19 protein-coding genes are annotated in these 22486 nt (G+C 53.0%); 4 read left to right on the top strand and 15 right to left on the bottom strand.

What is annotated here, in order from left to right; genetic code table 11:
* Positions 1-81: 81 nt before the first annotated feature.
* Positions 82-996 (bottom strand): glycoside hydrolase family 43 protein, encoded by a 915-nt coding sequence (locus tag BBD41_RS21550; RefSeq protein WP_099478682.1) that lies wholly within the window; start codon positions 994-996, stop codon positions 82-84.
* A gap of 22 nt (positions 997-1018) precedes the next feature.
* Complete coding sequence (locus BBD41_RS21545) at positions 1019-1627, bottom strand: TetR/AcrR family transcriptional regulator (protein WP_077567692.1); 609 nt, start codon at positions 1625-1627, stop codon at positions 1019-1021.
* Between the two features lie 92 nt (positions 1628-1719).
* Between BBD41_RS21545 and BBD41_RS21540 the strand changes: the two genes are divergently transcribed.
* Positions 1720-2736 carry an alpha/beta fold hydrolase gene (locus tag BBD41_RS21540; RefSeq protein ID WP_099478681.1) on the top strand — a complete coding sequence of 339 codons (1017 nt, stop codon included), beginning with the start codon at positions 1720-1722 and terminating at the stop codon, positions 2734-2736.
* Between the two features lie 94 nt (positions 2737-2830).
* Here BBD41_RS21540 and BBD41_RS21535 read toward each other — a convergent pair whose 3' ends face one another.
* The 5 genes from BBD41_RS21535 to BBD41_RS21515 all read right to left on the bottom strand — a co-directional run bounded on the left by BBD41_RS21535 (position 2831) and on the right by BBD41_RS21515 (position 8889).
* Positions 2831-4291, bottom strand: coding sequence for an ABC transporter substrate-binding protein (locus BBD41_RS21535; RefSeq protein ID WP_099478680.1), 1461 nt, complete (start codon positions 4289-4291; stop codon positions 2831-2833).
* Between the two features lie 72 nt (positions 4292-4363).
* Positions 4364-5260, bottom strand: a complete 897-nt coding sequence (locus BBD41_RS21530; protein WP_077567695.1) for a carbohydrate ABC transporter permease — start codon at positions 5258-5260, stop codon at positions 4364-4366.
* Entirely contained in the window at positions 5260-6186 is a 927-nt protein-coding gene (locus BBD41_RS21525) for an ABC transporter permease (RefSeq protein ID WP_077567696.1), read from the bottom strand. The genes BBD41_RS21530 and BBD41_RS21525 overlap by 1 nt, the downstream gene beginning before the upstream one ends.
* Before the next feature lie 34 nt (positions 6187-6220).
* Positions 6221-7486, bottom strand: a complete 1266-nt coding sequence (locus tag BBD41_RS21520; RefSeq protein WP_223260527.1) for a Gfo/Idh/MocA family protein — start codon at positions 7484-7486, stop codon at positions 6221-6223.
* Positions 7487-7545: 59 nt separating this feature from the next.
* The gene (locus BBD41_RS21515; RefSeq protein WP_237086856.1) at positions 7546-8889 is read right to left on the bottom strand and encodes an acyltransferase domain-containing protein; all 1344 of its coding nucleotides are present in this window, start codon (positions 8887-8889) and stop codon (positions 7546-7548) included.
* A gap of 346 nt (positions 8890-9235) precedes the next feature.
* On the opposite strand from BBD41_RS21515, the gene BBD41_RS21510 reads away from it, so the two are divergent.
* Positions 9236-10258 (top strand): LacI family DNA-binding transcriptional regulator, encoded by a 1023-nt coding sequence (locus tag BBD41_RS21510; protein ID WP_007127466.1) that lies wholly within the window; start codon positions 9236-9238, stop codon positions 10256-10258.
* A gap of 267 nt (positions 10259-10525) precedes the next feature.
* Positions 10526-12505 (top strand): DUF4832 domain-containing protein, encoded by a 1980-nt coding sequence (locus BBD41_RS21505; protein WP_099478678.1) that lies wholly within the window; start codon positions 10526-10528, stop codon positions 12503-12505.
* Between the two features lie 163 nt (positions 12506-12668).
* Here BBD41_RS21505 and BBD41_RS21500 read toward each other — a convergent pair whose 3' ends face one another.
* Positions 12669-13103 (bottom strand): carboxymuconolactone decarboxylase family protein, encoded by a 435-nt coding sequence (locus BBD41_RS21500; protein WP_099478677.1) that lies wholly within the window; start codon positions 13101-13103, stop codon positions 12669-12671.
* 95 nt (positions 13104-13198) lie between these two features.
* Between BBD41_RS21500 and BBD41_RS21495 the strand changes: the two genes are divergently transcribed.
* A complete protein-coding gene (locus tag BBD41_RS21495; protein WP_099478676.1) occupies positions 13199-13654 on the top strand; it encodes an Lrp/AsnC family transcriptional regulator in 456 nt (151 codons plus the stop codon).
* 119 nt (positions 13655-13773) lie between these two features.
* On the opposite strand, the gene BBD41_RS21490 is transcribed toward BBD41_RS21495, so the two are convergent.
* The 7 genes from BBD41_RS21490 to BBD41_RS21460 form a co-directional block, all read right to left on the bottom strand.
* On the bottom strand, positions 13774-14703 hold the full coding sequence (locus BBD41_RS21490) for a dihydrodipicolinate synthase family protein (RefSeq protein WP_077567703.1): 930 nt from the start codon (positions 14701-14703) through the stop codon (positions 13774-13776).
* A gap of 45 nt (positions 14704-14748) precedes the next feature.
* Positions 14749-15717, bottom strand: a complete 969-nt coding sequence (locus BBD41_RS21485) for a phosphoglycerate dehydrogenase (RefSeq protein WP_099478675.1) — start codon at positions 15715-15717, stop codon at positions 14749-14751.
* The gene (locus BBD41_RS21480; protein ID WP_077567705.1) at positions 15717-16544 is read right to left on the bottom strand and encodes a carbohydrate ABC transporter permease; all 828 of its coding nucleotides are present in this window, start codon (positions 16542-16544) and stop codon (positions 15717-15719) included. Before BBD41_RS21480 ends, BBD41_RS21485 begins: the two co-directional genes overlap by 1 nt.
* A 12-nt stretch (positions 16545-16556) precedes the next feature.
* Positions 16557-17483, bottom strand: coding sequence for a carbohydrate ABC transporter permease (locus BBD41_RS21475; protein ID WP_007127459.1), 927 nt, complete (start codon positions 17481-17483; stop codon positions 16557-16559).
* Between the two features lie 108 nt (positions 17484-17591).
* Positions 17592-18911, bottom strand: coding sequence for an ABC transporter substrate-binding protein (locus BBD41_RS21470; protein WP_189636065.1), 1320 nt, complete (start codon positions 18909-18911; stop codon positions 17592-17594).
* A gap of 214 nt (positions 18912-19125) precedes the next feature.
* Positions 19126-20769 (bottom strand): response regulator, encoded by a 1644-nt coding sequence (locus BBD41_RS21465; protein WP_099478674.1) that lies wholly within the window; start codon positions 20767-20769, stop codon positions 19126-19128.
* Positions 20754-22484, bottom strand: a complete 1731-nt coding sequence (locus BBD41_RS21460) for a sensor histidine kinase (RefSeq protein WP_099480727.1) — start codon at positions 22482-22484, stop codon at positions 20754-20756. Before BBD41_RS21460 ends, BBD41_RS21465 begins: the two co-directional genes overlap by 16 nt.
* Positions 22485-22486: the final 2 nt, after the last annotated feature.

Here is a 22486-nt window from a genome sequence, read left to right as displayed (position 1 = left end):
TCCAGCCCTTCGGCATTCACCGCTTTTAGCAACAGGACTTACCGTAAAGAAGCGCCTGCCGTTAAATCGGCAGGCGCTTCTTTACGTCATTTTCACAGGCAAAATCCGTCCATCCTCCGACAACTCCATGATGTCCAAGCACAGGACGCGATAATTCCGATCCGTCTCCGTCAGCGGCCGGCGATGGTAGACGATGTACCACTCCTCTTCCCCCGCCTGGATGAAGCCGTGATGGCCGGCTCCCGTCGCCACGTCCGGATCCTGCTGCAGGATTTTCCCGACCCGTTCGAACGGGCCGAGAGGAGAAGATGCGCAGGCATAGGCCACGGAATAATCCGGTCCTCCCCATCCGCCTTCCGCCCACATGAAATAATAAAGCCCCTTCCGCTTGATCATGCACGGTCCTTCCACGTATTGGTCCGGCGTAATCTCGATGTAAGTGCGGCCGTCCTCGAACCGGTCCAGGCTGATCATGTCCTCGTTCAGCTTGACGACGTTGCAGCGTCCCCACCCGCCGTAATACAAATACGCGGTGCCGTCATCGTCGATGAATACATGCGGATCGATGGGCTGAGCGCCATGATGGAACCGGTCGATCAGCGGCTTGCCGATCGCGTCGCGGAAAGGCCCTTCCGGCTTGTCGGCGACGGCGACGCCGATTCCCCCGTACTCGTCATCACTCTGAATGTCATTGGCGCAAAAGTACAAATAATACCGTCCGTTCCGTTCGATCGGCGACGGCGCCCATAATGCCCGCTTCGCCCAAGGAATCCGGTCGATGTCCAAAATGCGCTGCACCTTCGTCCACTTAGCCAGATCCTCGGAATAGAACGCATCGAAAAACGTCTGCTCGTCATAAGGAGCCGAGTATGTCGGATAGATCCAGTACCGCCCTTCAAATATTCTCGCTTCGGGATCCGCATACCAGCCGGGGACGATCGGATTAGGAGCAAGCTGTGCGTGCTTTCCGTCCGTCCGTTTTTCATGCTTCGCCATCTTCATTCCTCCTGTCGATAGGTTATATTCCTTTGCCTTGTTGAGCGCAGAGCGACTCCAGGTGGGAGGTTACCAGAGCCTCAAGCCTTTCCACAGGCAGCCGATCCGGCTGCATCATGCGATGCATGGCGAGCCCGTCGATCAGCGCGAACAATTTTTCCGTCTCCAGATCGATATTCAAGTCGGGGCTTGCCAGCTGGTTCCTGACGATCTCGTCCACCACGAAACGGGAGACCTTATGGATCCCGTCTTGAATTTCCGAGCTTAATTTCCTTAGTTCGGGATAGACCAGCGCCTTCGAATGAAACGCAAACCACACCTCCATTTCCAGCGTTCTCTCTTCATCGACGGGCAGAAATTGCAGCAGCAGCCGCTTCAAGTCCTCCATTAAAGGCCCGTGAAGCTCGAATGTCTCCAATCTGTGCTCGACCCGCTCGACGAACATATTCATGCAAAAGGCAAACAGCTCAACCTGCGTCGAGAAATAATGGCGCATGGAACCGACGGACAATCCCGCCTCTTCCGCGATGCGGCGTACGGTTGCCTGCTCCAGGCCCGAGCGCCGGATCACGTTTAATGCAGCCTCTGCGACCAAGCGTCTTTGGGTGTCATGATTCACGATTTTTGGCATGGCTCTATTATACGCCCTTTTCTTTTTTAATACAACGTGTTAAAATCCTTTTTGGTACATCGTACTAAATAAAATCGGGAGAGGAACCATCCATGGGAAAGGACAAAAAGAAGAAGAGCGCTTCAATATGGAGAAAGCTTGCATACGGGTTCGGGAGCATCTTTGCTGTTGTCGTTATGGCGCTCGCCGCCGGCTTCGTGTATGAGTCCATCGCTGCCAAACAAGCCGCGAAGGATTACCCGCCTCCGGGCAAAATGGTCGATGTCGGCGGTTATGCTCTGCATGTGGTGAAAGCAGGCAGCGGCTCCCCGACGATTGTATTCGAAGCCGGAAGCGGCGAAACGAGCCTGTCCTGGCGCGACATTCCGGACAAGCTTGCCCCGTATGCAACGGTCGTCACCTACGACCGCGCAGGTTATGCCTGGAGCGAGAAGGCAAGCCGCGAACGCACCGGAGATCAAATCGTCAGCGAGCTGTATCGCGCTTTGAAGCAGGAAAATATCGAGGGTCCCTACCTTATGGTCGGTCATTCTTTGGGCGGGATGTATGCCCGGCTGTTCGCCGAGACCTACTCGGATGAGGTGATGGGCCTGGTGCTGATCGATGCGAGACCCGAGGATGACGCCAGGGATACCCAAGCGATACTGGAAGCGGAGAATTTTGCCGGCAACCCGCCGGCCTCCACGCTCAAGCTGCTCAAGCAGTCCGGCATTCTGCGCCTGTTCCAGGACGATTTGCTGAAAGGTCTCGTAGCCGAGGAAGATCGCGGACCATTTATCAATGTCATTGCACAGCCGAGCTACTTCGAAGCGAAGGAAGAGGAGGCGGAGCTGGCTCATACGACTGAAGATGCCATTCGGGGGCAGCATTTGGGTTCGTTGCCGGTGCGGGTGATCGCCCGGGGGCTCCCTCAGGATTATGCCCAAGCGGGCATTTCGGAAGCCGGCGGTCGGAAGCTTGAGGAGATATGGCAGGCCGGGCAGCGAAAGATGCTGGATATTTCGACCGACAGCCGATTGATCGTCGCCGAACAAAGCGGCCACATGGTCATTCATGATCAGCCGGAGCTCGTCGTCGATACGATTCTCGATGTTTTGCAGGGCCGGTAAGCACCCTTAACTATCCCCGGAACTGCCGGATACGCATGATGAAAAAAACGACTCAAGCCGGATTTAAACATCCCTTGAGTCGTTTCCATGTTCTTTATTTTTGGTTCGCCAAGAAATCGTCCAGCTGACGCTGAACTTCAGCTACATATTCATCAATGCCCGCCGCTTTCAGCTTCTCGATCGCCTTTGGATATTCCGTTTCGAAATCCACGAAACCGGAACGGATCGCGGCCATATCCTTGCCTGCTACTTCCTTCAGGGCTGTCTCGATGAGCTTGACGTTTTCATTATTGAACCGGAACCCTAATGAGGCGGATCGGACGGCATCGTCGTCCCAGCTTTTATATTGATCAATGGACGCCTGGGCCACTTCCGGCCCGAACAATTGATAATTTTGGTTTCTGAACATCCACTCATAGAAAAATTCGCTAGCGGTCAGCTTTTTGATTCGTCCGTCCACGATTTCGTAATCCCTGCCTTCGACGCCATACAAGGCGAACAAATAATTGTCCTGCGACTTGTAAATCCAGTTGATAAATTTCATGGCGCCTTCCGGATTTGGAGCGTTTACCGGCATACCTAGAACTTCCCCGCCCGCCGCCGTAACATATCGCGGTTTCTCTTCGGCTAACAGATAAGTTTTAATTTCGGCTTCCGGAGCATTCGCCTTGACGGCATCGATAATTTCCATTTCTTTGCCCAAGGAGCCTTCTACCCATAAGTACAATCCTGTCTGCATGCGGGAATCTCTTTCGTTGTATTTAATTGTCAGATCCTCCGTATATAACCCGCCGTCATACATGCTGCGGTTAAACTTGGCAACCTCTTGGAACGCCTCGGTTTCATAATAGCTGTACGCTTTCTTACTGTCTTCCCCGAATACCACCAAATCCTCGACCGCGATCCAGTTATATTGTTCATCGGCAAAGTAGCGGGTTAACGGCTTGAATATAATATCCGCCGGCCCTTTCATTTCAGGAAACTTCTCTTTCGCCTTTGCTGCGAATTCTTTCAAATCGTCCGGGGTCTTCACCTCCGTCATTCCTACGGCTTCAAGGATATCCTGACGAACAGCGACCAGCTGATACATCGCGGAGGACGGCGCGTATGCCGATGGAATGCCATAGACCTTTCCGTCAATCGTTGCTCCTTGAAGCTGCTCCTTCGGCAGCACCTTTAACATATCCTTACCGTGCTGCTGAATCAAATCATCCAGCGCCATGGCTTGCTTCTTGTTTACGATAGTCGACAGATCCGGAAGGCCGTCCCAATATAAATCGATGGGTTCATTGGCCGCCAGCATGATATCTTTCTGCTCCCAATACTGGGCCCAAGGCACGAATACGACTTCCACCTTCAAGCCGAGCTCGGACGCCATTTTGTCGGCAAATTCCTTCTGAAGAAATTCATCCATCCGATCGCTTCGCTCGCCTGGGTACAGAATCGTCACGGTTTCGAGCGCGGCCTCCCCCTCTTTCCCGCCGCCGCATCCTGCTAAAACCGATACGGATGCGATCAATAAGGCCAACAAGATCAGCATTTTCCTTGCCATCATTTAAGACCCTCCCCAAATAAACAAAATTCATCTATGTAAAGCCTGAATCGGCAGTAACCGCGCAGGTGCCGTCTATTCCTTGACTGCACCGGCCATAATCCCGTGCACGAAGTATTTCTGAACGAAGGGATACAGGAAAATGATCGGCCCGATCGTAATGACCGTAACGGCCATTTTCACGGTCTCCGCAGGCAGCGTAATGCTGCCTGATGCACCGGACGGAATGCGCCCTGAGCTGACCGCGTTGACGTTAGACAGAATGTTGTAAAGGTAATATTGCAGCGGAAATAAATCCTGATCCTGAATGAAGATGAGCGCATGCCACCAATCATTCCAATATTGAAGCGCATACATTAAACCGACCGTAAGCAGTGCGGTCTTGCTTAACGGGAGGGCTATTCTCATATAGATCGTAAAATAATTGGCGCCGTCCATCTCCGCAGCCTCATAAAGCGATGTCGAGATGCTCGCAAAATACGTGCGCATAAGAAACATATTCCAGACGCTGAAGATGGAAGGCAGAATGAGGGCCAGAATGCTGTCCTTTAATCCGTAGTAATTAACGCTCACCATGTACCACGGGATTAAGCCTGCTGAGAAAATAATCGTAAAATTGCTGATAAAGGCCAGCACATTGCGGTATTTGAGCTTTTTGACGGACAGGGAAAATGCAATCAGGCTCGTAAGGAGCAGGGCGCCCGTCGTTCCCGCAACCGTGATGAAGATCGTCACGCCGTAGGATTTCAGTATTTTCATGCCGCTGTTAACGAAGATGTATTTGTAGGTATCCCAGGTAGGGCTCATGGGGAGGATGGAATAGCCGTTTCTTGCGACGGCCTGCTCTGAAGAAAAGGATACGCTTAAGGTTAAAACAAGAGGATACAGACAAACGAGTGCGAATAAGCCGACGAAACCGTAGGCAAAGGCGATGACCAGCTTATCGCCGAGCAATCGATTCTTTCCAATCATTAAAACAGACCCTCTCCGTCATTTATTTTCTTAGCCGATTGATTGGCAGCCGTAATCAGGATTAACCCCATCAGGGACTGAAACAATCCGATGGCCGTCGCGTAAGAGAAGCCCAGCGTCCGCATGGACTGATATACATAGGTATCGATGACCGTTACCTCATCGGCCAGGACCGGGTTGTTGCCAACGATGCCGTAAATCATCCCGAAGTCGCCATAGAAGATCCTTCCCACGCTGAGCAGGGTTAAGACGATGATCGTCGGTTTCAACATAGGAACGGTCAAGTAAAAAATCCGCTGCAATTTGCTGGCTCCATCGACTTTAGCCGCTTCGTACAAGCTCCCGTCGAAATTGGACATCGCCGCCAAATAGATAATGGAATTGTACCCGCTCCATTTCCAGACGCTCGACAGAATGATAATCCATTTCCAATACTTCGGCTCCGAGTACCACCTGATCGGCTCGGCTCCAAAGAACTCCAAAATGTTGTTGGCAACGCCCACATCCGTGGAAAAGATGCCGTACAGAATCGCACCCACGACGACCCAAGATAAGAAGTAGGGAAAGAACATCATGCTTTGGGCGATTTTTTTGTAAGCCTTATGCCGGATTTCCTGAAGCAGGACGGCTATGCTCACCGGGACGACGATCCCCAATATAAGACCGAAGAAGTTGATATACAGCGTGTTGTAGATCACCTTCCACCCCATGCTGTTCTCCGAGAAAAAGAATTTGAAGTTGTCCAGCCCCACGAACTTGCTGCCGAAGATCCCGTCCACCACATTAAAATCGGTAAAAGCCATCCATACGCCCGCAAAAGGGATGTACGAGAACATGATCAGCACGATAAGCGCTGGCACGCACATGAGATACAGAATTCGATTTTTCTTGATTTCATGGAGAAACCCCTTAACGACGGAGCCCATCCCCTCACCACCTTTAACTTTGCATTTCGAACGATTAGGCTGTAATGCTTTGCCGCAGCTTCGCCTTAAGCTCATCCATATCGATTACGGCACCGGTCATTCTCGCCTCTTCCGCAGCATAGGCCATGATGTGGCTCTCTACCGACATTTCGATGGAGGATCTGCTGCTGAAATCAGGGTTTTTCAAATTCTCCAGAAAATCGATCATCAGCCCCGTATCACCGCCGTTGTGCCCACCGCTTACGGCAGCCGGCCGAATGACGGTTTGCTGCTGGGCTTCGGCCATATTGGAGTTAAATCGAGTGACCTCGATGACATTCAAGGTATCATCGCCCCGAATTTCACCGTGCTCGCACATGATTTTGATGGTGCGGTACATTTTATTGGTAAATCCGCTTAAGTTAAAGGTCGCCGTTACCCCGTTCTTGAACTCGATCAGGGTTACCTGATGATCGCACACATCATTATCCATCCGATACACGCAGCGTCCGTAAGGGCTTGTTTCGAGCTCCTTAAGCAGCCCCTCTTCCGATTGATCAGCCGAAACGACCGTAGCCGGCCATTGCCCTCGAACGGGCAGATAGGCTTTTCTTGCATCGAAGCGGCAATCCGCGGCAACCTTGCAGTCCAAGCATCGATCAGCGCTGCCTTCCGGTGCATTCTCCTCTTTAAAATAAGCGAGATCCCCGTAAGAAGAGATCCGCTTTGCGCCGCTGTCCACGAGCCAGGATAAAACATCCATATCGTGGCAGGATTTCTGCATAATGATCGGGCTGGCCAGATCGCTTCTCCTCCAATTGCCCCTGACAAAGGAATGGGCCATATGGAAATTGCCGATATTCTCGTTATGCTGAATGGTGACGACCTTGCCGAGTTCCCCGCTATCGATGATTTTCTTAATCTCCATAAAAAAATTCGTGTATCTCAGCACATGGCATACAATCACTTTCCGGCCCTTTTCGCCGGCTTTTTCCTGAATTCTCATGCATTCTTCGGGACTTGGCGAAATGGGCTTTTCGAGCAAAATATCATAGCCAAGCTCAAGCGCAGCCATCGTTTGGGCATAATGATCCCGGTCCATGGAAGAGATGATGACGGCGTCGCAAATGCTCCCTAATCGATAAAATTCTTCAATGGATGCAAATTGCCGCTCCGGCGGAATCCGGAACTCGTCCGCAGCCGCCTTTCTTCTCGCGAAGTCCGGCTCGACCACCGCGGCGATCTCGTCACTTTGATGAGCATGCCTTGCATAGATCATGCCTCGTTGTCCTGCTCCGATTAATGCCAGTTTCAACTCCATTACCTCCAGCGATTCGTATTTTGTCTAAACTCGTTCTCTGCAATCGCGCCTGCCTCATTTTATTCTTCCTGCGGGATACGACCGGAACGTTTCGGCAAGTGGCTGTCCACGGTTTGCAGGAACCGCTTCCGGTCTGCATCCGTTATATATGGCATGCTGCCGATCCGCGGAACATCCTCCCTAAGCACCACCATGCTCAGCGTGTTGAACCTTGCCCCTGCCTTCATATATCCGGCCGCGGCCCGCTGCAGAGAAGTCGTCAGCTCGACGGGGCTGCCGACCGGGTCCGCCTTCCAATCGCCAAAGACTTCATAGCGCAGCATGCCGTCCCCCTCCAATGTCGGATAATTGTAAAACTGCCGTTGAACGCGGACGATATTGCTTTTTTCACTGTCCAAAATAAGCGATAACCGGGTATCGTAAAGCCAGCTCGAGCTCCAGAAACCCTTGATTGACAGCTCGGGGAAAAATCGGTCGTAAAATTCAAGCGCCATGGCCATGGATTGCTTAACCCGCTCCGGCGTATAGCCTGGACCCGACGGTATATGCAAGGCGAGAAGCGTATCCCCCACTTCCAGGACCCGCTCCCACTCCTGCTTCAGGATCGGCGTCGTTTCTCGTTCCACGAATCCCATCGGATTGATCCGGTTGGCAATGATGAAGGTATCGTTCTCATGCCACTCCGAAGTGAAGCTCCCTTCCACGTCAATCACATCGTTGATGCCGTTTCGTTGTCCGTCGCTGCGAAACTCTTCCCCTGCATGCCGAAGCGCTATCACCTCTCGCGTACCCACCTGCCGAAACATCGTGAACGGGTCCCCGAATCGGTAGGGGATGAAATAGAACCGGTCTAACAGAAAGATGGAGCAGGTGTAGAAATTCATCACCCATGGAAAATCATGAACCTTAGGATCGCCGTAGAGCGCCAATTTTTCCAATTGATGCTTCAGCGGCTGATGCGGGATGTGCTCGTAGTACGCTTGGGGCACTGAACGCCGCCGCAGCTTGTTCATGGACGGAACGACACAGGCGAGCAGCAGTAGGAAGGAATAGAGATCTCCATGGTGTCTCATGCAACCCGGCGTCATATTCGAGTAAGGTGTCTCGTCGCACCGCTCGCGCGCGGAACACATGTCCTCCACCAAAAATTTGGTGAAGTGAAACAATACGTCGTTTTGCTCGATCTCCTCGATGCCTTCTACAAGCCGCTGTCGGAGATGATTAGGTACTTGATAGGACTCGAAGAGCTCGGAGAGGTATGTTCGCGGGATAAGCTCGGAATTGTTGTTCGGTGTATACATGTTGAACTTTGCTTCCAGACCCTCAGGCAGAACATCGAAGCTGCAGAATGCAGCACACTCTTTAAAATTCATCAGAATCGCCATTTCACGGTTTACCCCCATTGGAATAATGAACGCCTTACGATGTTTCATTTTTTTGTTACGTTATTTTTACGTAAACAACATTTCTTGTTTAGTGATTTCATGTTATATCATCCTAACTTCATCTTGCAATAGAATTTTTGATTTTTTATCATTTTTACGTAACATGTCGCGACAGAATCATGTTATCATTGATTTCAAAGCAAGACTCATATAAAATGTAGTCACGCAAATAAATACGTAACAAACAACGAAACAAACAACGAAACATAACACAAAGTTCTTATGAATCATTGTTTGAAAGGTAACATTCCTATAAACTCATAAATGGTGATCATTTGTAACAAAAAGGAGAATGGTTTTAACGATGAGTACGATTCGGGATGTTGCGAAGCTAGCGAATGTATCCACTGCCACCGTGTCCAGAGTTTTAAACAATGATACGAAATATAAAATCACGGAAGAGACCAAGGAACGGGTATGGCAGGCCGTTACGCAGCTCAACTATAAAATCAGTTCCAGCCCCAAGCGCAAAGTCGCAGTCAAGGATCAGACCGACAGCAAGTCACATATCAAAATCGGATGCGTCTTAAGCGTGACGAAAGATAAGTACAACGATCCGTACTTCATGTCGATCTTATCCGGCGTAGAAGAGCGGCTTCTCAGTGCAGGGTATAGCATCTCTTTTATTCGGACCGGCATCGAGCTGGATGATCGCAAAATCCTATTCAATACGTTCAGCGAACCGATTACCGGCCTGATCCTGATGGAGTCGTTGAACAGCGAAACCTACGAGTATATTCGCAAGCAGGTCCCTTACATCGTAGGGATTGATACGGAACGCGGGGATATCGATAACGTGGGCTACGATCATTACAATGTGGCTTCGGTGGCGGTGAACCATCTCATCGAGAAAGGCCATACCCGGATTGGATATATCGGGGGAAGCGGATTGACGGGAAATTTGAAGGACAGCCGCCGCTATCGAGGATATTACGCCAGCATGCATGCGGCGGGATTGTCGGTGAATCCGGATTGGGTGATTGATTGCTTATGGGATGAGGCGGTTTGTATCGAGCAAATCAATCATTTATGCCAAACCGGCAAATATCCTACCGCCTTCTTCGCCGGAAGCGATTTGATGGCGATGGCCGCCCTTAACGGGTTGTACAACAACGGTATTTCCGTTCCGAATGAAGTGGCCGTTATCGGCCTGTCCAACATTGAGGTATCCAAGTACTCCAATCCTCCGCTATCGACGATCGACGTGCCCACCAAGGAAATCGGCATGGTCGCCGTTGATAATCTGATCGACCGCATCAACGGAAATCGGCTGCTGCCGAAGAAAGTGATTCTGCCTACCCGCTTGATCGTACGCAGCTCGACTTAAGTGAATTTTGAAAGCCGGCTAGATGGAAGGCTGCCGTCCAACCGTGCTCCATGACTGCGCACCGCGCGCACTGGAGATTGGCGCATGGCGTACAGCTAAACTCCAAATTTCGCACATGCATGAAGCACCTGAACCGGTGCTCTTTTTTTCAGAAAGAATCCCGATACAAAGAAAGGGGGTGAGCCTTGAGTCAATCGCGATAGCCAGGATTGCCGAGTGTAAGCCTGCAGCTATACGAACGCCCATATTTGTAGGAGGAGGTTTGATATGAGAATACGGGGTAATTCAGTGAAAATGATGATTGTAGTGATGATGGCCTTGCTTCTGACGTTGTCCCCTTTTCCCGTCTCGATTTCGGTTGCGGAAACGGCCTCTATCGAGATTGACGGCGATGCAAGCGACTGGGAAGGGATTCCGTCCCTTTCCACAAATTCCGGAGCAGCCAAAGTTCTGAAGGCTTCCCACGACGAACAACACCTATATCTCCTTGTAGAAGGCTCCGGTCTGAGCACGACCATGGGCAGCTTCTGGTTGAATACGGACGGAAGCGCTGTTACCGGGTATCAGGCTTATGGCTGGGGAGCAACAGGGATTGAGTGGCTTCTCGAAAATGATTCCCTGTACCGCTATGGAGGCAACGGGAGCACATGGAGCTGGAATTGGTCCTCCTCGCTTCCTTCCTCTCAATTTACACGGACTTCTTCCCTCATTGAAGCTGCGCTTCCGCTTCAGACGCTTGGACTAACCGCAGGCGGCAGCGTTAGCGTCGGATATCTGGATAACAACTCGGATACCCATCGCCTGCCGGGGCAAAACCAGCCGCTCCCGCTTTATACCCTTGATGAAAGGAATCCCGGAGAAAACATGGTCGAATTCTATCCAACCGAGCTGGATGATCCGCTCAACAATCCATTTAAGGGCTGGGCACCTTCCGCAAAATCCACCGGCTATCCTCAGGACCACCGTCTTGTATATGTCGGCGTCACTTGGAAAGAGCTGGAGCCCGCGAAGGGGCAGTATGATTTCAGCGCAATTGAAGCAGCCAATCATTTCGACCATTGGCGAAGCCGTGGCGTCAAAGTCGTTCTTCGCTTTATCATGGACAGTCCTTCGGGCGTCCCTCACCGGGACATTCCGGACTGGCTGTACAACGATATGGTCCGACTCGGACAATCGCCGGGCAAGGCTTATCATGATGAAACCGGAGGCATGGGTACGGGCAACAACATCGGCTTCTCCCCGAATTACAGCTCCGACTATTTGATTGCGAGGCACAAGCTGGCCATCGAGGCGATAGCGGAGCATTACAACGCGCCTGACAGCCCGATTGCTTTCGTGCAAATCGGTTCGCTCGGCCATTGGGCTGAATTTCACACCTGGCCCTATGTAGGACCGAACGGGGAAAGCAACTATACGGGAGCCTTTCCTCCGAACGAAATTTCCAACCAATACATTCAACACTACATCGATGCATTTGCCGATCAGGAGGATCACACGCAGTTAATGATCCGGCGAAGCGTGGACCTTGCCAAGAATAACAACAAAGGCCTTATTCTAGGCATGTATAATGACGTTTTCGGCGACCAGCCAAGCTTCGATTCCGAATGGGGCTGGTATACGGGCACACAGAACGGTTATTGGGACGATATCGGCCAGCGGCAGCCGGGCCATCCGAATTTCTGGGATGTCCGCATCTCCGGCGGTGAATTTTACGGCGGTGCCTATGGCATGAATGCCGCACTAACGACAGGCAGCGGCTTTAATGAGACGCTGCGGCAGACCGAGCTGAGCAAGCCGAGCTGGCTCGGACCGAACGCCCCCGCTTCCTTGGCGGTGGGCAATCCGCTTCAAGGCAATATGGATCGGCTGAAGAAACGAATGGGCTACCACTTTGTCTTGAACAAGGCAGCCTACCCGGAAGCGCAGAACGGAGGCACGCTAGACGTATCCGTCATCGTGGAGAACAAGGGCGTCCAGCATTTCCCGTTCCACTGGCCCATCGAGCTTCAGCTTCGCAGCGGCGGGAGCATCGTGGCGCGTCAAACGGCAAACGCAGACTTAACAGCCTGGAGAACCGGCTTGCATACGGTGTCAGGTTCTCTCTCCACTTCCGCGCTTCCAAACGGTACCTATGATTTGGCCATCGCAATCTTGGATCCAGCCTCGAACCGGCCGGCGGTTGATTTTGCGAATACGGACCGACTGTCCGATGGTGCTTACAAGATTGGCGTGTGGACTAAGAATTAATCAGAGCATGCCGTAAAATGAAAGATCAGCAGATCAGGCCGTTATGAACGTACGGCTCCGAGCTGCTGATCTTTTTTTCGCTGAGATGTCCAGCGCTTTCTGTAGAAGAAAGCTGCTCCTATCGGGTGACAGCTACATCCAAATCCCTTGGATTTTAGGACTTTCAGGGCTGCAGATCCATCACCGCCCCGAACATTTGGGAAGCGGTGGTAAAGCACACGAAGGAGCACAGCTCCGCGATCTCAGGCTCCGAAAATTCACTTCTTAACACGTCGAATGTATCTTGATTGATGGAGGCGCGGTGGTTTAGAAACAGATCCGCGAAGGCCACCGCCAGGCTGATTCTGGAATCTTCGTGGCTGATTGACGGCTTGCCTTTCGCTTGACAGTATTTACACCCGTTCCCGAAAGCAAGCGTGCGGCGAACTTGTTCTTTAAGCTCCTGACTTAAACGACCGCTCTCATAAAAGGCTTCCTCCAGCTCCACCCACTGTGCTCGAATATCTTCATTGTGACCCAGCAGCTGTTGAAATGGCGTATCCCCTGACTTGGAGTAAGAAATTCTCGCCAAGGTCATCCCCTCCTTCCACTTCTCCATTATAAAGGCTTGCCCCCTCGAATTCCTTTACAATTGAAATCATTCATGTATGATAATGTTACAAACACAACATCATTCGTGAAATGAGGTTCCATATGAAAATCGACGACATTGATCTCTCCATTCTGGATGAGCTTGCGCGGGATGCCAGACTGTCCATGCGGGAGCTTGGCAAGAAAGTAAATCTCTCCCCTCCCTCCGTAACGGAGCGGGTGCGCCGGCTTGAGAGCGAAGGCGTCATTACCGGGTATACGATCGGGATCGACCGGAAAAAGCTTGGATTCGGGCTTGAGTGCATCATGGAGGTCACCGTAAGGAACGGGGATTTTGAGAAATTCAAGGCATTTGCCCAGGCGCACCCCCGCGTGCTGGGATGCTGGCGAACAGCGGGGCGGGCCTGCTTTTTCGTCAGGATCTGTGCGGCGGACTTGGGGGAAATCGAGGCGTTCGTGAACAGCATCGCGACCTATACCTCCCCTTCGACCCATATCGTTTTTTCCGAGGTGAATATCGTTACCAACCTAAAAGAGCAGCTCTCACCTCCATCGTGATGCTCAACCTATTCCCCTTCCTCTACCTCTTCCTCTGTGCCTCTGCTCATTGAAAAAAGCTCGCATCCGCCCCCTAAAGAGGCGGTCGCGAGCCGGTCCTTGCTTGCAAAATCCAAGCCTTATGATGAAATCGGAAACTTTTGGGCATACCGCTTGGACAGCCGGTGCAGCTGCTCGACCTCCAAGCGTTGGGTGGCGCTGAACTCCTCATGGTTTTTCGAGCGGCAGCGATAGTTCGTCAGCACGCCTTCGAGCATAAGATAATACTTCGCGTTCACGGGATAAAGCTGTCGTTCGATGAAGGAGGCGACGCTGAGGAAATCGGACAACTCCTTCGCCTCCTCCGGCCGGCTCTCCCAATTCCGGAACAACCATGTATACAGCTCCGGATGGAAATTGGCCATCACGCCGCTGAAGCCGAAGGCCCCGAGCCGGTAGCTGCCGAGAAGCGTCGCCGTATTGGCGTTGAAGATTTTCAAGCTTCCTCCCTGTACCGCCTTGAGCTTGTCCCCGATCAGTTGCAGATCGCAGCTCACATCCTTGATGAACCGGAAGCGTCCGGTATCCGAGCACTTCTTCAGCATCTCCGTCGTCAGCAGACGCCGGTACGGGGCCGGACACTCATACAATCCGAGAGGTACGTGTTCCGGAATGCGCGCGAGCAGCTTATCGAGATTCGCCAGCCACACGTCGTCGGACTCGTCGGGTCCGGCGAGCCGATTCGTGATCAAGACGACGGCGTCGACGCCGGTTTCCGCGATGGCGTTCAGCTCTGCGGCTTGGTCTTCAAATTCATCGGATACATGCCCCGATGCAATCACCGGCACCCGGCCGGCCGCCTTCGCTTTGACGAAGGCGGCGATCAGTACGCGCTCCTCCAGGGTCAAGGTATACATTTCGCTGGATTGACACACCGCAAACAGGCCGTCGGCCCCCCGTTCGATATACCAGTCGATAAGCCGCTCCAGGGCCTCGTAATCCACTTCGTTCTGCTCCGTAAACGGCGTTAGCATAACCGGCCAGTTGCCGTTGGTAATGTTCTGATACATAGGCGTCCCCTCCTCATTAGGTTCGCATCGTTCATGCGTGATTGATTACGCTGTTGGCGTCAACAAATGCTGCGGCTCGCGTCCCTCGAAAATATCCAGCAGTGCCTGCGCGGTAACCATGCTGACCCGCTCATACGTCTCGTACGTCTCGGCCGCGGTATGCGGCGTCGTGATGAGATTACGGGTCCGCAGGATCGGATTGCCGGCGGATACCGGCTCGGCCTCATAGACATCGATGGCTGCCCCGGCGATGACGCCCGATGTGAGCGCCCTGGCGAGCGCCTGCTCGTCCACGACGGCTCCCCTGGCCGTATTGATGAACACTGCCGATGACTTCATCTTGGAGAAAGCCCCATCATTCATAATATGGTACGTCTCGTTCAGGCTGGGCAAATGCATACTGACGATATCGCTGTCCGTCAGCACTTGCTCGAAGGTTGTCAGCTTCACGCCATACTCCGCCGCCTTGGCGGCATCCGGATATTTATCGTACGCGATAAGCTCGACGTCGAAGCCCTTCAGCTTCTTGGCGGTCAGCTGGGCGATATTTCCGAATCCAAGGAGACCGACCGTCCCGCCGGCAAGCTCGGAGCCGACAAAACGGTCCCAGCCGCCGTTCTTCGTGGATTGGTCAAGCAGCGGAATGCTCCGGCGCACGGCGATCATGAGGCCGACCGCCAGCTCGGCCACCGCATTGGCATTGCCTCTTGGAACATTCGTAACCTGGATGCCGTATTTCCGTGCGGCCGCAAGATCGATATTGTCCACGCCGACGCCGAAACGGGCGATCCCTCGGAGCTGGGGGGCCAATTGGAATACCTGCTCATTCCAGGTGTCCACGCCGGCAATGACGCCGTCGACCGAGCCTACCACCTCCTTCAGCTCCTCGAACGTCAGTGGACGTCCATAGGGGTTCTCCATGATTTCGCAGCCATTATCCAGCAGCAGCTGCTTGGCATTCGCACACAGCTTGGAGTAATTCGTGGCGGTGACCAGCACTTTTTTCCCTTTCATTATTTAACCCCTCCTACCGTCATTCCGCTGACCATATATTTGGATGTAAACAGGTACATGATGATGACCGGAATCGATGCGACGATGGAGCCTCCCATCAGCGGCCCCCATGCGAAGACGTCGCCCACGATCATGTCCGACAGCCCCAGCGTGATCGTCTTGTCCGCGCCTTTGGTGACGACGACCAGGGCGTACAGATACTCGCTCCAGCACAGCGTGAACGAAAAGATGAAGGTAGCCGCAATACCCGGCGCCGACAGCGGAAAGATAATCTTGGTCATGGTGCTGATTCGGGAACACCCGTCGATCATGGCCGCTTCCTCAATTTCGTCCGGAATGGATTTGAAGTAAGAGATCAGCATCCATGTGGCGTACGGAATCGTAATCGTCGGGTAGATCAGCATGAGCCCGTATATGGAATTGTTGATGCCGATGGCCGTTACCAGCATATACAGCGGAATGAACAGAACCGCTCTCGGCATCAAGTACGCGTACAAGATGCTCTTGGAAATAAAGCTTCTCCCTCTGAACTTGAGCTTGGAGATCGCGTATGCGGCCAGCATGCTGACCACGATTGAGAACACGGACACGATCAGGGAGACGAGCAGGCTGTTTTTGATATTCGTCATGAAGCCCTTTTCGTTGATCAGCCTGTCATAGGCGGTTCCAAGGAACTCCTTCGGCCAAAACGTAGGCGTCATGGAATAGATCTCCCCATTGGATTTGAAGGACGTAATGACCATCCAATACAAAGGAAAGAGCGCGAACAAGAGCAGCAGGGCGAGTGTGGCATATACCGTGATCTGCTTGCCAAGCGTAGTTTTCATCAAAATCACTCCTTACTTGTCGGACGCCAGCGAACGCTTGGTCACATAGTTGATCAGCATGATCAAAGGCGGCAGCGTAATGACGGATATCGCAATCGCTTTGCCGAGGCTCATGTTCAGGAATCCTACGGTATAGCTGAGCGTGGACAGAACCTGCGTGCCGTTGTCCGGGCCGCCCCGCGTGAGAAGCCAGATGATCTCGAAGTCGTTCAGCGTCCAGATCGTCGTGATGACGGAGGACAGGATGGTCACTTCTTTAACCGAGGGCAGCGTCATGTAGAAGAAGCGCTTGATCGCTCCAGCCCCGTCCAGCATGGCGGCTTCGTACATTTCCTTGGACACCGTCTGCAGGCCCGCCAGAATGGCGATGCCCATGAACGGAATGCCTCGCCAGACATTCACCAGAATGACCGAGAACATGGCAAGATCCGGTGTGGCCAGCCAGCCGACGGGACTGTCGATGAGCCCTGTCTTTAGGAGCAGCGCATTCAATACGCCGCCGACGTCGGAATAGATCCACTGCCAGGTAAACACGGAGACGATCGTCGGGATCGTCCACGGGAGAAACAGCATCACCCTGAAAAAGTTGCGGGCAACGATATTCTCGTTGAGCACAAGCGCCATGATCATGCCGAATACCGCCTTCAAAATGACCGCGACAAGCGTAAAGACCAGCGTGTTCCAGACCGCCTTCCAAAACACGGAATCAGCAAGCAGCTCCGCATAATTCCGCAAGCCGACGAACGTTTCGGGAACCCCGACCACCTTATTCGTCAAGCTGAGGTATACCGCCCAGCCGAATGGAATCGCCATGACGGCCAGCAAATAAATCAGCACCGGGCTCATGAGCAGGTAGGCCAGCCAGCTGCCGCTCTTGCTTCGCTCCCTCCCGGATGCCGGGAGAGTTCCCGGCGTCGTTTGAACCTCCAAGCTTTTCATGGATAGCACCTTCTTTCTGTTGCCTCAGGCACCCCCGCAGCCAGGCCGTGCCGAATGCCTGTGACCGGGCTGCGAAGCCTTATGGTTGTGATGTCTAGCTTCTATCGCCTACTTGCCATATACCGCCTCGATCTTGGATTGCAGCTCCTCCACCGCTTGCTGGGCGGTAAAGCCGGAATCGAGGAGCATTTTTTGGAAAACGTCGTTGACATAACGGAGGTTGTAGATCTCTCCAGCCTTCGGATTATACACCCCCGGGTATCCAAGGAAGGCGAAATGAGCGATGGAGTCGACGAATCCCTTGTTCTTCTCCTCCTGCCATACTGCTTCGGTTGCCAAATCCTTATAGATCGGGCCGGTCAACGGAGCCCCGTTCTCCACCCACGTGCCGTACCATGTTTTGTCCGTCATATATTCGATGAAGGATTTCGCCAGGTCTTTGTTCTTGGATGCCTTGAATATGCCCAGATTGTTGCTGATCCCAGGCACTACGGCTCCTTTCGGCCCTGCCGGCAGCATGGCGATGCCCGTATTCTCATACAACTCGGGGTTATCGTTCTTGATCGTGGCCGCCAGACTGCCGACGTTAAAGATCATGGCGGATTGACCGCTCAAATACGATTTGTTATTGCCGCTGTCGTCCCATCCAATGGAGCTCGGCGGAGTCACCTTGTCCTCGATGAAAATATCCCTGATCAGCTGTACCGCTTGCAGGGTTTCAGGCGTATTGACGACCACGGTCTTGCCGTCCTCGGTATCAAGCGATCCCCCATGGGACCAAATAATCGCCCGGGTCAGCCATTCGGCGTCCGAATTTCCCTTGCCGTATCCTAGCCCGGCCCCGTAGATGCCCTTGGATGGATCCGTAAGCGCCTTTGCCATTTCGCGGAATTCCTCCCACGTTGCCGGGGGCTCGCTGAACCCTGCGGCTTGCAGCATGTCCTTGCGGTAGTACAGCGCCGTCGATTCAGTCCAGAGCGGTACCCCGTACAGCTTGTCCTCAAAGGTTACGGATGCTTTCAGACTGTCTTGAATCTCCCCGTTTGCTTTCTCCACCTTTCCGACAAGATCGGTCACATCCTCCAGAACTTCCTTGGCATAGAATTGTCCAACCTCCTGATAACCGAAAAAGGAAACGTCCGGCGTTGTCCCCGATTCAATGGCTGCCGACCATTTCGGGTAGAAATCCTCGTACGCGATAAACTCCACGTTCACGTTCACATTATGTTCTTCTCCGAACTGTTTTGCTCTCTCCTGAATCATCTGGTTCTGCTCTTCGAACATCTGCTTCTTCATCCAGAAGGTCAGGGTTTCCTTGCCCGGATCGGCATTCCCCGAGCCGCTGCCTCCCGTTCCCCCTGCGCCGCATCCCGCCGTCAAAATCAGGGCCAAAACGGCCGTTATCCATCGAATCATGCTCTTCTTCATCTCATCATTCACCCCTCGTATATAGTGGAATGCCTTTACACCATTCATTGTAAGCGCTTAATGGACAGGGTTAAATGATAGAGGCTTAACATCGGCTCTCCTTCCTTAACACGATGCCGGGCAAGCGGCTGCAGCGGCCGGCGCACATAAAAAAGCCCGCTTCCAGCAAGAACAAACCGCTGAAAACGGACGGTATACGGGCGAGAGCCTGGAGTTACGGCTTTCCCGCCTCCAGGTTGTTTCGGTACTCCTGGGGCGTTACGGAATAGTATTTCTTAAACACCCGGATGAAATAATTTGGATTCTGGTATCCCAGCTTCAAGGCAATTTCGAAGTTTTTCAAGGAATGGTCGGCAAGCATCTCCGCTGCTTGCTCCATCTTCAGTCGGAGCACATAGTCGCTCAGGTTCGAGCCGGTCTCCATTTTAAAAAGCCGCGACACATGCACCGGATGCATATACATATGATCCGCAATCGCCTGCAGGGAAATGTCCTCGGACAGATGGTCCCGGATGAACCGTTTCATCCGGGACACGGCGGCACTCCGGTCACTGCGTGTCGCGCGCTCGGCGCTTTGCTCCAGAAGCGACAGCACCTGGTTTACCCACTTGCCGAGCGTGGCCGCGTTCGTGCATTGGGAGAGTCCCGTCACGTCCGCAAGGGATGCTCCCAGGTAATCGCTCAAGCTGCGTCCGTTCTTATGCGCATAAGCGCTCAGGGAGGAATAAATGAAGAAAAAGGCTTCGGTGACATGCTCCTGGGATTGGCTGTGCGCGAGCGACAGCTCCTTCAGGATCTGCTCCAGCTTGTCCCTGACCAGCTCCCAGCTGCCGGACTCCAGCAGATGATGCAGCAGCGGCGGCTCATAGCATTTTTGCAAGGAACGTACCGGATGGAGCTCCTCCTCGTCCGCGGCGTACACGAACATATCGCTGTGGCTGCCGATGTGGCGGCGCAGCGCCAGTAGGCTGTCCTGGTACAGCTTGCGCACATCCTCCGGAAAGCGGCCCCGCTTGCCGATCAGCACGGAAATCGTTCCTTTCAGATAACGGCTGACGTTCATTTGCAGCTGCGAAGCGCAATGCTTTAGCTCGTATTCCGGGACAGTATCGGGCGGACGCTCCGCCTTCGGATCATGGCTGTCAAAAACAAAAAATACAAGGTACCCGTGAATGTCCCGGCACCGCCATAAACGAAACCGGTCGCCGAAAATTTCGTCCGCCATATTGCCGATGGCATACTCCATAACCGAGGAGTCGTACGGACTCATCTCCGTCAGCCGGTCCTCCATCCGGACCAGCATCAGGGCTGCTTCGCTGCAGATCGCGGAGCTCATCTCAAGCAGCTCCAATTTCTTGGTCCATACGTCCTCCGGGGAGTTCATGCCCTGCAGCAGCTGATTCAGAAATTCGCTGCGCATTTGGGGCAGATTGGCGCGGAAAGCCTGAACCGCCCGGTTATAGGTTTCGTCCGACTCCCGCTCCAGCCGCAGCGATTCCACCGCCTTCCCTACTTTAGCCAGGACGACTTCGTCGCTAACGGGCTTCAGCAAATACTCGGAAGTGCCAAGCGAAATGGCTTCTCTCGCGTAAGCAAACTCGGCATGCCCGGACAACAGAATCGTTTTAAGCTTCTTCCACCTCGTTCTCGTTATTTCAATAAGCTCGAGACCGCTCATCCGCGGCATTTTGATGTCGGATATCATAATGTCCACCGGCTGCGTCTGCAGGATTTCCAATGCTTCGAAGCCGGAGTATGCCTTGTGCACTTCGTCGATCCCGACATGCTCCCAAGGTATCGTATGCGCCAGCCCCTCGACGACACTGGCCTCATCGTCAACGATCAACAATTTATACAAGCGGATTCCTCCCTTCCGAGATCCGAATCGTTCCAGCATAATTCAACCCGCAGCCCGCCGGACGGCGATTCCGAGAAGGACAGTCCGGATGATTTGCCGTAACGGGTGACCAGTCTCTGCTGGATGTTCCACAGACCGAACCCTCCGCGCTCGTGGAGCGGCTCCTCGATCTGCCGCCGCAGCTTAGCCAGAATGGCGCGGTCCAAGCCATCGCCGTTATTGTCGATCACGATTTTGCACAGGCTCCCCTCGATCTCACCGTGAATGTGAATGAATGCAAAATCCAATTGATCCTCGACGCCATGAATAACGGCATTTTCTACGATAGGCTGAAGCAAGAGACGCGGTATCTCAAGCTGCTGCATATTTTCGGGAATCTCAATCTCGAAGGTTAATCGCTGAAGACGAAGCATCTGAATGGTTAAATAATTTTCCACCAGCTTGACCTCCTCTTCAAGCGGCGCGGTCGGTTTCTCTAACCGGGTCGTATAGCGGTAATAATCCCCGAGGTTTAGGGCCATGGCTACAACGGCTTCCTTCTCGCCGAGATTCGCCATATTTTTGATATAGAACAAGCAATTGTACAGAAAGTGGGGATTGATTTGCGATTGAAGCTGCTTAAGCGTCGCTTCCTTGGAACGCAGGCTCTCCTTGTATACCCGTTCGATCAGATCCTCGATTTGCTCGGCCATATTATTGAAGGCGTGAAAGAGATACATGAATTCATTCTTCGGCGCATCCTGCAGACGGGTCATATATTGACCGTCCCGGATCCTTCGAACCGCATGCAGCAGCCGGGAAATCGGGCGCTGAACGTTACGGTACAGCAGCAAAGTCAGCAGCAAGACAAGCACGAGCAGCAGCGATACGGAAATGTAGAAGAGGGTGCTGCTCAAGGTAATGGGAGAATACACGCTGTCCAGCCGGACAAAATCAACCAGATACCAGCCCAGGCTGCCGGACCGGACGTAATTCATGACGTATTTGCCCTTCCCCGACTGCACGATTCGGCTGCCTTGATCCCCGAGCTGTATGTCCCTTAACGCGTCTACAGCTAATTGAACGGTCTCGCTAACCGATGTGCTGCTTGCAATGACAGGTCTGCCGGGCGCGTACAGAAACGGCTCGCTGTCCCCATCCTGCTTCAATCGGTTCAGCATATTGATTACATTCTGGTCGGTAAACCGGATCTCCACGACCAGATCCTTCGAGGAAGCCGGCGTTCTCATCCAGCTGAAATAGGCCTGGCCTTGCGAATCGTGATGATAGGACCAGTCCTGCATACGGGCTTGGGCCAAGTACTCGGCATCATACTTAGCCGACAGATCCGTCGTGAGCAATTCCTGATACTTCGTGAGGTACATCAGAATTTGACTGTCCCAGCTGCTCGTCGCAATCTGCATGTTCAGCATGTCCATGATCCGCTGCTGGCTGTCGATTCGCTGCATCGGGGTACTTCGGGGACGCTCCGCCAGATAACTCTTGATCCCGTCATCGCTGCTTGCGATGACCGAATATTTGGTCAGCTGGTCGACCATGGTGTCCATTTGGCTCATGAAAAATGTCAATCGATTGTGCTGCCCCACCTCCACGGTCGATCGGACCACGTTAATGCTGACCTGATGGGAATAGGCATACAGCAGAATCGTCGGGATCACCAGGACCGCCAGCAAGGTGGTCAGCTTCGCAAATGTGCTTGTTCTTAACCGCTTCATCG

Source organism: Paenibacillus ihbetae, assembly GCF_002741055.1.
GTDB classification, from domain to species: domain Bacteria; phylum Bacillota; class Bacilli; order Paenibacillales; family Paenibacillaceae; genus Paenibacillus_AQ; species Paenibacillus_AQ ihbetae.
This window is presented reverse-complemented; position numbering and strand designations above follow the sequence as displayed.